The 12,814-nt window shown below is 44.6% G+C and carries 13 protein-coding genes; 9 read left to right on the top strand and 4 right to left on the bottom strand.

All coding sequences use genetic code 11. The features are described from left to right. Positions 1–21 precede the first annotated feature (21 nt). From AC5JL8_RS23145 to AC5JL8_RS23115, 7 genes are all read left to right on the top strand, one after another. Positions 22–666 carry a DsbA family oxidoreductase gene (locus tag AC5JL8_RS23145; protein ID WP_495882035.1) on the top strand — a complete coding sequence of 215 codons (645 nt, stop codon included), beginning with the start codon at positions 22–24 and terminating at the stop codon, positions 664–666. 40 nt (positions 667–706) lie between these two features. Next, the gene (locus AC5JL8_RS23140) at positions 707–1,993 is read left to right on the top strand and encodes an NAD(P)/FAD-dependent oxidoreductase (RefSeq protein ID WP_495882034.1); all 1,287 of its coding nucleotides are present in this window, start codon (positions 707–709) and stop codon (positions 1,991–1,993) included. Continuing rightward, positions 1,990–3,159 carry an FAD binding domain-containing protein gene (locus tag AC5JL8_RS23135; RefSeq protein ID WP_495882033.1) on the top strand — a complete coding sequence of 390 codons (1,170 nt, stop codon included), beginning with the start codon at positions 1,990–1,992 and terminating at the stop codon, positions 3,157–3,159. The genes AC5JL8_RS23140 and AC5JL8_RS23135 overlap by 4 nt, the downstream gene beginning before the upstream one ends. A 6-nt stretch (positions 3,160–3,165) precedes the next feature. Next, positions 3,166–4,515 carry an MFS transporter gene (locus AC5JL8_RS23130; RefSeq protein ID WP_495882032.1) on the top strand — a complete coding sequence of 450 codons (1,350 nt, stop codon included), beginning with the start codon at positions 3,166–3,168 and terminating at the stop codon, positions 4,513–4,515. A 65-nt stretch (positions 4,516–4,580) separates the two neighbouring features. Beyond that, positions 4,581–5,687: an alkene reductase gene (locus tag AC5JL8_RS23125; protein WP_495882031.1), complete on the top strand. Its 1,107-nt coding sequence runs from the start codon at positions 4,581–4,583 to the stop codon at positions 5,685–5,687. Positions 5,688–6,353: 666 nt separating this feature from the next. Continuing rightward, complete coding sequence (locus AC5JL8_RS23120; RefSeq protein ID WP_272938692.1) at positions 6,354–6,482, top strand: hypothetical protein; 129 nt, start codon at positions 6,354–6,356, stop codon at positions 6,480–6,482. Continuing rightward, positions 6,472–6,693, top strand: coding sequence for an A1S_2505 family phage non-structural protein (locus AC5JL8_RS23115; RefSeq protein ID WP_495882030.1), 222 nt, complete (start codon positions 6,472–6,474; stop codon positions 6,691–6,693). The genes AC5JL8_RS23120 and AC5JL8_RS23115 overlap by 11 nt, the downstream gene beginning before the upstream one ends. A 464-nt stretch (positions 6,694–7,157) precedes the next feature. Here AC5JL8_RS23115 and AC5JL8_RS23110 read toward each other — a convergent pair whose 3' ends face one another. The 4 genes from AC5JL8_RS23110 to AC5JL8_RS23095 all read right to left on the bottom strand — a co-directional run bounded on the left by AC5JL8_RS23110 (position 7,158) and on the right by AC5JL8_RS23095 (position 9,856). Beyond that, on the bottom strand, positions 7,158–7,568 hold the full coding sequence (locus AC5JL8_RS23110; RefSeq protein WP_495882029.1) for a DUF6632 domain-containing protein: 411 nt from the start codon (positions 7,566–7,568) through the stop codon (positions 7,158–7,160). A 199-nt stretch (positions 7,569–7,767) separates the two neighbouring features. Next, positions 7,768–8,157: a hypothetical protein gene (locus AC5JL8_RS23105; RefSeq protein ID WP_495882028.1), complete on the bottom strand. Its 390-nt coding sequence runs from the start codon at positions 8,155–8,157 to the stop codon at positions 7,768–7,770. Between the two features lie 171 nt (positions 8,158–8,328). Then, entirely contained in the window at positions 8,329–8,652 is a 324-nt protein-coding gene (locus AC5JL8_RS23100; protein WP_495882027.1) for a hypothetical protein, read from the bottom strand. Positions 8,653–9,601: 949 nt separating this feature from the next. Beyond that, positions 9,602–9,856 carry a hypothetical protein gene (locus tag AC5JL8_RS23095; protein WP_495882026.1) on the bottom strand — a complete coding sequence of 85 codons (255 nt, stop codon included), beginning with the start codon at positions 9,854–9,856 and terminating at the stop codon, positions 9,602–9,604. A gap of 407 nt (positions 9,857–10,263) precedes the next feature. Between AC5JL8_RS23095 and mobV the strand changes: the two genes are divergently transcribed. Both mobV and AC5JL8_RS23085 read left to right on the top strand, forming a co-directional pair. Further along, the gene (gene mobV, locus AC5JL8_RS23090; RefSeq protein WP_495882025.1) at positions 10,264–12,102 is read left to right on the top strand and encodes a MobV family relaxase; all 1,839 of its coding nucleotides are present in this window, start codon (positions 10,264–10,266) and stop codon (positions 12,100–12,102) included. Positions 12,103–12,538: 436 nt separating this feature from the next. After that, positions 12,539–12,793, top strand: a complete 255-nt coding sequence (locus AC5JL8_RS23085; protein WP_495882024.1) for a hypothetical protein — start codon at positions 12,539–12,541, stop codon at positions 12,791–12,793. Positions 12,794–12,814: the final 21 nt, after the last annotated feature.

Here is a 12,814-nt window from a genome sequence, read left to right as displayed (position 1 = left end):
ACTGGAGTAATTTATCTGTCAATGACTTTAACGATCGCAATCACCTCAGATTTTATTTGCCCCTGGTGTTTGGTTGCAGATGTGCGGCTCAAGCAAGCAATTGCACAACTTAGCTCTCCTATTGCCATACAACGAATCTGGTATCCCTTTGAGCTAAACCCTGACATGCCTGCTATCGGTATGGATCGCAAAACCTATCGTTCTCAAAAATTTGGCAGTTGGGAACATTCACAACTGTTGGATGCAAAAACGATACAGGCTACTCTTGCGGATGGGATTGAGTTTCGCTATGACTTGATGCAAGTGACACCCAACACGCTTAATGCTCATCGATTGACTTGGTTTGCAGCTGGGGAAGGTAAAGCGGCCCAGATAGCTGAAGGTATCCTAGCCGCCTACTTCACCAAAGGGCAGAATATTGGTGAAATTGAAATCTTAGTCAATCTCGCGGTTGAGGTTGGCATTGATGCAGGCAAAGCCAAAGCATTCTTGCTATCTGCTCAAGGCATTCAGTCAGTCAAAGAATTGGAACAGCAGGCGATCGCCCAAGGGATTTACGGTGTCCCGGCGATTCGCATTGGAGGGGAAATTTTATCGGGGGCACAACCTGTTGAGGTATTTGTAGCTGCATTGCAGACTGCGATCAAACAATTGCAGACAGTATAACAGTTGAATTTAACCGTAATTGCCACAAATCCCTGTAGTCATGGCATCCATAGCAGAGCAAACAAGCTTATCCTCTCAACCCAGAAAAGTCAGGCTCTACGGACAACCAAACTCAGCAGAAGCTTACAAAATTCGAGATTTTCTCAATCGTAGCGTTGTTGAGTTTGATTGGATTGAGCTTTCTTGTAATGAAGATTGTTATCAAGCACTCGGTCTAGCAACGTTGAGTGATATTCGATTACCAGTTGTAGAATTTCCCGATGGTACGCAAATATTTGCTCCCACTATTCTGGAGATTGCCCAGCGCCTGGGTTGGGTGACACAACCCAAGTTTAAAGAATACGATCTCTCAATTTATGGAGCGGGGCCTGCTGGGTTAAGTGCTGCGGTTTATGCTGCATCTGAAGGATTACGCACGGTTTTAATTGAACGACACGCAGTCGGCGGACAGGCTGGCACCAGTTCATTGATTGAGAATTATATGGGATTTCCCGAAGGAATTAGTGGTGCTGACTTAGCAGAACGAGCGCGTCAGCAGGCAGTTAAATTCGGAGTTGAATTGCTGCTCTTGCGCGAAGGGATTAAAGCCGAATTCAAAAACAACCGAATTTATGTAGACATGGCAGATAGGAGCAAAATGATTGCCCGTGCCAACATTTGTGCCACAGGGGTTGAGTATCAACGGCTCAATCTTGCTAATGAAGACCGATTTCTCAATGTCGGGTTGTTTTATGGTGCAGGTGCCAGCGAAGCCCTAATGTGTCAGGGAAAACATATTTTTGTTGTGGGTGGTGGTAACTCAGCCGGCCAAGCTGCAATCTATTTCTCCGATCATGCCGAAAAGGTAACTATGTTGGTTCGAGGTGATAATTTGGCAGCAACCCTATCCCAGTACCTGATTAACCGGATTACGAACACCAGCAATATTGAGGTACTTTTCAATACCCAAGTGACAGGGCTAGCTGGGGATACAACGCTGCAACAAATTGAGATTAGCAACAGCCGTGATGGTTCAGTGCAGCAAGTTGATACGCAACGCCTGTTTGTGTGTATTGGTGGTGTGCCAAACACAGAATGGGCAAAGGATACAAACATCATTCGCGATCGCGCGGGCTATTTAATTACAGGTTCAGACTTGCTCGATTCGGGATATCTGCTCCAACATTGGACACTTGATCGCAATCCGTTCTTTTTGGAAACCAGTGTCCCTGGTTCGTTTGCAGCTGGGGATGTCCGGCACGGGTCGATTAAACGAGTTGCTTCAGCAGTAGGCGAGGGAGCAATGGCAGTGACGTTTGTCCATAAATATCTGGAGGAAACGCGATGAATTTGTCAGGTAATCGTGCCATTGTCATTGGTGGCTCACTAGCAGGGCTATTTGCTGGCACACTTCTGCGTTCCATAGGTTGGCAGGTAGATATTTATGAGCGATCGCCTCACACACTCGATAGTCGTGGGGGCGGTGTCGTTTTGCAGCCAGATGTAGTAGAGGCATTTCAACGCGCAGGAATTCCCCATGAGGCTTTAGGTGTGCCAGCACACGAGCGCTACTATCTACAACGGGATGGCAGCATCCAAAGAATGCCGATGCGTCAAACTTTAACCTCTTGGAATTTGCTTTATGGCAACCTGCGGCGACATTTTCCAGATGCTCACTACCATCAAGGAAAAGTACTGACAAATTTTCAACTAGAAGGCGAACAGATTGTCGCAATTTTTGCTGATGGTACTCGTGAAATCAGCGATCTACTAATAGGTGCAGATGGAGCGAATTCCACCATGCGCCAACTGTTGTTGCCGACCTACAGCCCACTATATGCTGGCTATGTTGGCTATCGAGGTTTGGTCAACGAACCAGATTTAGACCCAGAAACGGCGGCAATTTTCACGGAGCGATTTGTGTTCTATCAGTTTCGCAATTCTCATATTCTGCAATATGTAATTCCAGGAGAGAATGAGTCATTGGTGTCGGGAGAACGGCGATTTAACTGGGTTTGGTATGTCAATTACGATGAAAAAACGGAACTGCCTAGCATTCTGACAGACAAGCATGGCAAACAGCGAGACTACTCCATTCCGCCGGGAATGATGGCTTTTGCCGTTGAACAAGAAATGCGCTCTTATGCAAACCGCGTGCTGGTGACTCCGTTTCAAAAGTTGGTTGCGGCGACAAAAGAGCCGTTCGTGCAAGCCATTTTGGATCTGGGTGTCCCGCAAATGGCATTTGGTCGGATTGCGCTACTTGGGGATGCGGCATTTATTCCTCGACCGCATACAGCAGCGAGTGTATCTAAAGGGGCTGCCAATGCGATCGCCCTTGCGGATGCCTTAGTTGCTCAGAATCATCATGTTCCTAGTGCGCTGAATGCCTGGGAAACCGATCAGCTGAGATTGGGAATGCATTTATGGAAAACTGGACAGGATCTTGGTGAGCGTTCTCAGTCCATGTATGGCACGGATCGGTTTGATGAACCCATTGTGCAACAAGCTTAAAAGTTTATGTTTCAAGCTCCAAATCAGTTAACCTCCCTCATGAGCCTCAGCCGTTTTCAAGCGTTTAGTGATGGAGCGTTAGCAAAGCGGCTCCCAAAGAGCTTCGCCGCCACGCTTTTGGCCCTTAAAATTCGCGTCGCCGATCTATCGAATCCCACATCTGAACTAATCCAGCAAGAACTGGGGCTAACGAATCTCATGAAACCTCAAATCTTTTGGCTGATGGCGATTATTTGCGCGTTTGCGGTCGCTAATCTTTATTACAATCAGCCGATTCTAGCTGCGATCGCCCACAGTTTTCATGCAAGCGTAGCGGAAGCTGGCTGGATTCCCACAATGACACAGTTGGGATACGCTTCTGGATTGCTGTTGTTTGTTCCCTTGGGCGATCGGTTTGAACAACGACGATTAATCGTGATTATGCTGTTGATCACCGCTATTAACTTATTCACTGCGGCATTATCGCCCAATCTTAAAACATTAATTCTGGCAAGTTATGGCATTGGTGCTACGACGATCGTCGCTCAAATCCTCTTACCCTTTTCGACTCAATTAGCTTCATCCAGCGAACAAGGCAAAATTATCGGCAACTTGATGAGTGCTCTGTTTGTGGGCATTTTACTGGCAAGACCAATTGGCGGTTGGGTTGGCGAACAATTCAACTGGCGGGCGATCTACTGGTTGGCAGGCGGTGTGATGCTACTGCTGGCGATCGCTTCGGCTCAGTTACTTCCAAAGTATCAACCCACGTTGAAGTTGAGTTATGAACAATTGCTGCGTTCTCTGTGGGATTTGATCGAATCTCAGTCTGCATTACGTACAGCTAGTTTGATTCAAGCCATGCTGTTTGGGGCATTTAGCGCATTTTGGTCAACACTGGCATTTTTACTCACCCGCCCACCCTATTCCTACGGCAGCAATGCTGTTGGTTTATTTGGTTTGGTGGGTATTGCTGGCATTTTGGCAGCACCCCTACTGGGGAAGATGGCAGATCGAGTCACAGCGAAAATCCTACGCTTGATGGTGGGGATGGCAATTGTAGGGGCGACCATTGCATATCTAATGTTTTGGCAATTCGGCACGCAACTTTGGGGCTTGATTGTTGGCAGTGTCTTACTGAACTTGAGTAGCCAAGGTGCACTAGTTGCGAATCAAGTCAAAGTTTATAGTCTCGATCCGGACGCTCGGAGTCGTCTCAATACCGTGTTTATGGTCGCAACCTTTCTTGGTGCTTCGCTCGGATCGGTTATTGGAACCTACGGTTGGAGCCTACTGCAATGGTCGGGAGTTTGCATTGCTGGGTTGTTCTTGATTGGAGTTGCGGCAATCTGGTTTTGGTTGCCCAGAATTAAGTGAAATTCAGCCTAATTGGTGGTTCAACCCCTGTGATTCATTGTTTTGTAATTGTGAGGATAAAACTCATGCCGGATCTGAAATTGCTTTCTCCAGCAACTCTTGGTACTTTGGAACTTCCTAATCGGATGATTATGGCACCGTTAACCCGATGCCGTGCTGGTAATGGGTATGTCCCTCAACCAATTAACGCAACTTACTACGCTCAAAGAGCATCCGCCGGACTGATCATCAGTGAAGCCACTCAAGTTGCTCCCAATGGTATTGGCTATCCCAATACACCCGGAATTTATACATCAGAGCAAGTCGAAGGTTGGAAGCAAGTGACAAATGCCGTTCATGCTCAAGGTGGACGGATTTTTCTCCAACTGTGGCACGCTGGACGAGTTGCCCATCCTTCATTATTGCCACCCAATGAAATCCTGATCGCTCCCAGTGCAATTCCAGCGAACTGCATGGCAGATACCGCCCTAGGGCAGCAACCCCACGTTACGCCTAGAGCTTTAGCATTAGAAGAAATTCCACCGATTGTGTCACAGTTCCAGCAGGGCGCAAGAAATGCTCTAGCCGCTGGATTTGATGGTGTTGAGATTCATAGCGCCAACGGGTATCTACTCGATCAATTTCTGCAAGATAACTCCAATCAGCGATCAGATGAATATGGAGGTTCTGTCGAAAACCGAACACGCCTACTACTGGAAGTTGTTCAAGCAGTGGTTGAAGTTTGGGGACAAACAAAAGTAGGTGTGCGATTATCACCAAGCAGTTCTTTTAATGATATGAGGGACTCAAATCCAACCGCGACTTTTAGCTACGTCGCCGATGTGTTAAATCAATTTGGGCTAGCCTATCTCCATGTCATTGAACCGCGCATTCAAGGAAATGTAACAATCGCTGATGAGGGCAAGGGGTTAGATACAAAGTTTTTCCGTTCTATTTTTCAAGGTTCGATGATCGCAGCAGGTGGTTATACCCGCGAAACGGGCGAAGCCATCTTGCAAGATAATGGTGTTGACTTCGTTGCTTTCGGTCGCTTATTTCTAGCAAATCCAGATTTACCAAAACGTTTTGCACTCAATGCCCCACTGAATCGGCACGATCGTAGTACGTTTTACAGCAGCGGTGAACGAGGGTATACAGATTACCCAGCGATCAACCGTGAGAGTTTAGGGTAAGTACTTAGACAGAATTAATTACATACATTGTTGCTATAGTATAGTCAAAAATCATTTTAAATATCACAGATGCTAACGCATTGATGTAAATAGAAAGCTAGCTAACCGCTTCATAGATAGCCAGTTACTAGTTATATCAACAGGAGTTAAAACAATGCAATTAGCACAGTAATGTTAACAGAGCTTCTCCGTTATTATTTACGGATTTTCTACTCTCTTTATTTTTCAATTATTGCTAGAGATATCTATCGCTTTTGAAAAACACTGCAACTGCACTACATCTAGAAAACCCACTGTAATTCAAACCGAAACCTTAACTGAAAAATCCAAAATTCGGATATCTACCAAAAACAAACATCAAGTATCTACAACCAAACAGATGACTGTTTAACAGTTAAGAAAGAAATGCTCACAAGTTGGAATAAATGGAGTTACGCTATCCAAGAAACTAAAACAGGCAAGAAACGACATCTCAACCGAGAAGAAATGTTAATAGCCTTAAGCCAAATTAAACAGTCAGCATAATAAAAATATAAACTGATAGTAATTCATTCTATTATTAGTTTATATAAAATGGACAAGTACTGTATTTATTGGCGAAGAAAAAATTCTAGTAAGGACGCATCACCCTTAATTTTCACTCATCCAAATTCTAGACAAGAAGCAATGATAAGAGGTGATTATGGAGAGATGGAATTGTGGGATAACCTAACTGCTGCTCAAGCAGAAGTAAAAAAATTTAATCACAGATATCCCAATCTTTTCTTTTGGGTAAAAGAACCAAATGTCAAATAATCATCCCTACAAAATTATTCCTGACAGAATTACCAAACTAGCAAAAGGCCAGATTTTCGTGTTTGGCAGTAACACGGAAGGAAGACACGGTGCTGGAAGTGCTTTATTTGCGCGACAGTACTGCAATACAGAATGCGGCAATCCGCAAGGACGACAAGGACAATCTTGGGCGATCGCAACCAAAGGCCTAAATGGCATAGAACCGAGATAGCTGCATTTTCGGAAATTAAGGCTTAAAATGGTTGCTCTTCTGAATTTTGATAATGTGCTACTTGAATGTAACTGGAATTGTATGTAACGGAAAATGAAGCATATTAGTACTCCTATTTCCGTTCTCGGCTGTATCTCAAATCAAGCTCAAGATGGCAATAAGCTACGACCGCACAAAAGTGTTTCGCGGTCGCACCTATCAAAAATGCTTGTAGTAACCCATCTACGGTTTTGAGAACACAAGCTTTTCTTAATTTTTGATTGATGCTGACGGAGATTACACATAATTAGGAAAAAGTGGAATCTGCAACTGAAAGTGCTTCTACCTCTGCAATATCTCATTGCAGAGGTAGAAATTGCGTCTCCAGATGATGTCATAGCTGATAAATAGATTCACACCCTGGATTACAAACACAGAGGCAGGTAAACATGATTAACTGCTCGGCAGAACCAGTGTATTTTTCACTATAAATTAAGCTTTGGGGCGGTTCTGTCATCAATTAAACTAGACACTACTTTGCGCGGGGTAAGGACGGCAAGGACAATTGCCACTAATAACAATGCTGGAACATCACCAAACAGGTGTCCACGTTCAGCCGGATCAATTAGTGCGTGTACCGCCATAATTAGCCCATGCACTAAACTTGACCAAACAGTGAACCAGATTAAACTGATGTTCGCTTCTGGTTGTCGAGAAGCCAACAGCAAAAAGACACCAAGCGTTGCATAAACACCAATGATCATTTGTTCATATTCGTACTGACCAGGTTGCCATAACCAGCCTGATGGCCAGATTTTAGTCAGCGGATAAATAAGTAAAAAGGCAATCCCGACAATAATGAGAGCGATTTTTAAGTAACGATGACGCTCATCCATTGCTTTTACCTCTGCTATTTTCCGGTGCAGTCTTTATCAATAAAACTGCTTAGTTTGTAATAGTATCGTCACTAGTGAGACTTCAGTTTTGAAGTGTTAGAAATTTTCATGCTCCCTTCACTGTTTTAGCAAAGTGAATATAGCAATTTTTTATCAACAACCGCGTCAATAGCATTTAGTATGAGAAATGGCTGTTAGGTCAAGCTAGGGTTTGTGGACAGTAACCCAATCCGTTGATGAACTGTTGCCGGAATGCTTCTATCTCCTCTTTGTTTGGCTGACCATGAGAAACTACAGCAACTTGATAGCGACGCATAACATCAACAGGAGACTGTCCACCTGCTAAACTCATTAGTGCCAATTGTAAGAGCTTTGATGGTGAGTAATTAATTCCTAATTCACTTAAGATTGACCTGAAATTACCATCTTCTTGAGGGCAAAGTTGATGCTTTAGTCTGACTCTAATCACCCAGCCGTCAATAGTATTAATCACGGTGACGAAGCTGACTCCCAGTTGAGAAGACCCAAGTAGATATTCAACCAACCGTAGTGTCAGGCTGGCATTCGCCAGATAGCAGAGGTATTCCATCTTATATGAGTGAATTGGGGTTAGTTCACTTTGAAGATAGAGAAACAATTTGAGGAACTTGTGAGCGAAAGAAATAATCGCCACCTAAGCGCTACTAGTATGAGCAAAGGCTAATATCTGTTCACTCAACTAGCCTTTTATATTTGCTCATGAATGCTTGAGACAAGTCTATTAACTTGCACCAGCTTCAGCTACAACAGCACCTTCTTCTGGTTTAGGCTCCTTCACCTTCTTCTCAAAAATTTGGATTCCTGCGTCAACGATTTCAAAACCTGAATCTGTTCGCTGACCAAGCTTACCCGATATAGCTCCTGCCCAGTCAGCAAACTCAGACGTGTTAGTTTCAGCCTTCCGCCAGCTTTTTGCATTAACTTGAGCAGTAAACACGTAGCCGTTCTGATCTGTCAGCGAGACTTCAACTTTCTTGTTCGCTGCTGGTGTGGCTGTTGGTAGTTCACCGCTAAATTTAATTGTGACTTCGCTTTTGACTTGCATACCTCGCTCCCTAGCTCATCTGAGACTCAAATTTTTCGCTACTGAATTTTATCAGGCAGTCCGACTAGCTACCTACCATAAAGCGGTTCTATATTTATCAAACCGTTATTGCCTTCTTCTCAGGTTTGCTCATCATTAGTGAACACTAGCAACACATTTATAATCACCACTAAGTCTATGTAATTAGTGGTGATTAAATCCCTAATACAGTCACAGCCCTCAAAAAAACTACTAAAACACTACATTTGTAATATCAAGCGGGACTGCGTCTGTATTAAAATACACCTCTAAATGGTCTACGAAAATTTGCGGCTGTTTGCGGCTGTTTGCGGCTAGTTGCGGCCAGTTGCGGCTGTTTGCGGCTGGAAATCAGAAAAGTCAGTAATTTCGTTTGCGGCTAGTTGCGCCCAGTTGCGGCTGATTGCGGCCAGTTGCGGTCAGTTGCGGCTGGAAAAGAGGGGTTTTCGGGTAGGTTATTTTAAAGGTGTACTCACTTTACTTTCGCGCCCCAAAGGGTGGCTGCGCCATTTTTCGCTTCGCTCAAAACGCAAAAGTAGTTCGCCCTGCCGGGAGCGTGGATGTTGCACTCATGTTATTCACTAAGTGAGATGGTTGCCCATTCTCAATAAACCTGGAACTTATTGATAATGCGTAATCTTATTGTGTTGCAAACGTACTTCAAAAATGACTCTGACTAGTTTCAACCTGCCAACCCAGCTTTCGCTGCAAGCAAGCTTTTAGCTCTCACCATCAAAGCAAGTGTCTACTTAAGTAACTGCTTAAGCAGAGAAATCTGTATTTCTAAATGTGAGATAGAGTACATCACAGCAATTTCTAAATCCTTCTTATCAGCACCCTGGCGCTTAAGAACATTTGGCCACCAATACATCCCTAAAGTGTTCAAAACAATTTTAGTCAGACCTCTGCCAATACTGTTCGGTTAACAAAGTTATCTGTTGAGGTGAGCAGGGGGAGCGGGGGGAGCAGGGGGAGCAGGGGGAGAGAAGAGCCATTGAACAGTAATTTCTCCCCCCCAGCCTCCCCAGCCTAAAGAGCCTCCCCAGCCTAAAGAGCTTATCCGAACCGTATTGAGACCTCTGCCAGAAATTTGACGCTCATGCTCTCGTAAAAATTGCAGTAGCTGGCCATCACTACTGTCGTGACTGCGTTTAATCGAAAGCACTTCCAGATGCTGTTCACTCATAAACTATAACCCTATCGAATTAGTGTAGTTTTTGTGTAAGCGATTGTGTTGATTGATACTAAAAATGTTTTGATGCCAAAACACCACCTTTTTACCCCCAATTCACCCTTTAATGTACCAAATGACAGTCAAACGACAGTCAAATCCTCTAACAGCAGCGACAGTCAAACGACTGTCAATTGACCCAAAAATGAGTCAATTGGGGGTGTTTTGGCGACCTACTTGTTGGGCTAAACTCCCCCAAAAATCGATTTCAGGCTGAGTTATAGTTATAACCATACTCACTATGGTTTCATGCCCTGCGGGTGGCTGCGCCATCTCTCGCTGCGCTCATGACATGAAACCGTCGTTCGCCCGGAGGGGGGTTTGAGTACTACAAAGTACTGCACTTGTAACATAAATCTTTTATGTCGCCACTAACTATTCTCAGAATTGAGAAACTAAAAACATTTGGCAACGTTGCCGGAAGTGATGACCATGTTACCAGGAATAGAGAAACACCCAATGCAGATCCAACTAAAAATAATAGACGGTTGATTGGGACAGAAGACTCACGCTCTTTAGAGGAGATAGTTAAGGAAAAAATCTCTACGCTACCGCATCGCCCACGAAAGGATGCGGTGTTATGCACCGAGATGTTTCTCTCGGCATCACCTCTCTATTTTCGTCCTCATGACCCATCTCAATCCGGGCATTGGTCTGATGAAAGAATGCAGCAGTGGGCCAGTGCTTCCCGTGACTGGCTCTTAGAAAACTATGGTTCCCTTTGCGTCAGGGCAGAACTGCACCTAGATGAAAGTACCCCACACATCCACGCCTACATCGTGCCATTGAACGATAAAACCGGGAGGGTCAGCCATGATGCGATGTTCGGCGGCAGAGGTGGACAGGGGAGGAAGAAGTTATCCCTACTTCAAGATAGTTATGCAGAAGCACTTGCACCATTAGGCATTGAACGGGGGGTGAAGGGGAGTAAGGCAACTCACACGAAAGTAAAGGAGTATTACCAAGCGGTCAACAGCGAACCATTCACCGCAGTCTGGGAGAATTACCAATTAGCACCGACACCCTTTGAATCAGCCAGGACTTATATTGCCCGGATTCAGCAGCATGAAAATTTCCAAGCCATTAACCACCAATTGGCTGACCGCGCTTTCATGCTTGAGCGATTATCCCGTGCAGAGCAACGGGCTTTCTATAGCTCTAAGCAACGGCAGCGACTTGAAAAACGGGTGCAACTGTTGGAATCCCAGACTCAACAACTGCGCGATTTACCCTTGGAAGATGTCGCTTGGGAGTTGGGGCTGCATCATGATCTAGAGCGATGGAAAGGTCACGGTCACATCATTAATATAGATGGGTCGAAGTTCTACGATTTTTCACCCGAACAGCAAAAGGGCGGCGGTGGTGCGATTGATTTGGTGATGCACGTTAACAACTGTAATTTCCGACAAGCGATCGCGTGGCTTCATGACCGCTTTGGGGAAGCGGGAGCAGAAAAAGCAGCGATCGCCCACGCTCGAAAAGCGACTGCTCTTATTATCCAGACTGAACCACGCCCCCAATTCCAGCTACCTGTTGAGAATCAAGCCCACTGGCCAGCAGTTGAACGTTACCTGACCCAAAACCGGGGCATACCCCAAGATTTTGTGCAACTTCTACACAGCAAAGGTCTGGTTTACGCTGATGAGCAACAAAACGCTGTGTTCGTGATGCGGAATCTAGACTTGCAACCTAACGGTGCATTCCTGCGGGGGACACGGAGAGAAGTCGGAGCGGCGGCTGTAGCCGAGCTGAACTTCGGAGGCGAGAACAACACATTTAAGGGCTACCAAAAAGGAACCACTAGGCGTAATGGCTGGTTTCACTTTCACTGGGGTGGCCAGCGCGATGCAACTGTAGAAAAAGTTGTGCTTTTGAAGTCGCCCATTGATGCAATTTCCTTTGCAATGCTGGAGTATCAAGTTAGAGGCGATGTGCCACCAAAAAGAACGCTATACATGGCAGTTGATAGCCCTAACAGCTTACCAGTAGAGCAATTGCGACAAATCCCTAATGTGCAAGTGGCATTTGACCCAGATCAAGCAGGAGAAGTTGCTGCACGGGCACTCATGGAACTACTCCCACAGGCTAAGAGACTCAAATGCAAGGCGGTTGATTGGAACCAGCAGCTACTCGATTATGGGCGGCAGTTAAGGCAACAGCACCAGCAACAGCAGCACGAAGAAGATGATTTAAGTCTTTAAAAGCAATTTTGTAGTGGTAATGTAGTTTTTAGTAGTCGGTTTTCGGAAATTACTCTTAAAATCAATCATTTTTGATTTCAAAAACTTTCCGCCAAAGATGGCGTACTGTGCGTCATCAAACTCCAGTAATAAGAAATTAGAATTCCGCTAAATTGCCATATATAAGCCATATAGTCTCCATATACTAACCATGAAAATTTGATAATCAACAGTTATAAGAAGTTCTGAGAACGCCTCTAAATTTACACAAAAAATACACAGATTTATCTGATTATTTCCACTACTTGGACTGACAATTATCAGAGAAATTACACAAAAGCTTGCCAGTCATACTGGTGTGTTTTGCGACTGAAATTGACCACACTGAGCAAGTAGCGAGAGTAGTGCTGTGTTTGTAGGTAAAATATGATTTAGGTTTGTTATCCAAAAATCGTTTATGAAACGACACCTCAAAGAACTTAAATCACTTCAACAAAGTGAATCTAATGAGAGTATTCTGAAAAATTTTCAAGCATTCATAGCAGGAGCTATGACCAAAATTAACTCAGCCCTACCAGGACAAACAGTTGTCCTTATATTTACAAATGGCGACAGAGGAACCCCAATCAAGGCACGAAAAACCATTGAGGATTGGATCGATCAGCAGCCTTGGCGGGAGCGCGTTCAAATACACATTCAAGCACGCTCCTAAAAAATTAGTTTTATTTAATTC

The sequence above is a fragment of the Mojavia sp. genome (assembly GCF_059505145.1).
The sequence above is the reverse complement of the archived record's forward strand: the minus strand, read 5'-3'. Positions and strand labels throughout refer to the sequence as shown.

Bases quoted from the DNA above. Each gene is read 5' to 3' on its own strand.
- AC5JL8_RS23105 (WP_495882028.1), bottom strand. From the start codon at position 8,157: ATGGAATACCTCTGCTATCTGGCGAATGCCAGCCTGACACTACGGTTG.
- AC5JL8_RS23140 (WP_495882034.1), top strand. From the start codon at position 707: ATGGCATCCATAGCAGAGCAAACAAGCTTATCCTCTCAACCCAGAAAA.
- AC5JL8_RS23145 (WP_495882035.1), top strand. From the start codon at position 22: ATGACTTTAACGATCGCAATCACCTCAGATTTTATTTGCCCCTGGTGT.
- AC5JL8_RS23135 (WP_495882033.1), top strand. From the start codon at position 1,990: ATGAATTTGTCAGGTAATCGTGCCATTGTCATTGGTGGCTCACTAGCA.
- AC5JL8_RS23120 (WP_272938692.1), top strand. From the start codon at position 6,354: ATGATAAGAGGTGATTATGGAGAGATGGAATTGTGGGATAACCTAACT.
- AC5JL8_RS23095 (WP_495882026.1), bottom strand. From the start codon at position 9,856: ATGAGTGAACAGCATCTGGAAGTGCTTTCGATTAAACGCAGTCACGAC.
- AC5JL8_RS23085 (WP_495882024.1), top strand. From the start codon at position 12,539: ATGAAACGACACCTCAAAGAACTTAAATCACTTCAACAAAGTGAATCT.
- AC5JL8_RS23100 (WP_495882027.1), bottom strand. From the start codon at position 8,652: ATGCAAGTCAAAAGCGAAGTCACAATTAAATTTAGCGGTGAACTACCA.
- AC5JL8_RS23110 (WP_495882029.1), bottom strand. From the start codon at position 7,568: ATGGATGAGCGTCATCGTTACTTAAAAATCGCTCTCATTATTGTCGGG.
- mobV (WP_495882025.1), top strand. From the start codon at position 10,264: ATGTCGCCACTAACTATTCTCAGAATTGAGAAACTAAAAACATTTGGC.
- AC5JL8_RS23125 (WP_495882031.1), top strand. From the start codon at position 4,581: ATGCCGGATCTGAAATTGCTTTCTCCAGCAACTCTTGGTACTTTGGAA.
- AC5JL8_RS23130 (WP_495882032.1), top strand. From the start codon at position 3,166: ATGTTTCAAGCTCCAAATCAGTTAACCTCCCTCATGAGCCTCAGCCGT.
- AC5JL8_RS23115 (WP_495882030.1), top strand. From the start codon at position 6,472: ATGTCAAATAATCATCCCTACAAAATTATTCCTGACAGAATTACCAAA.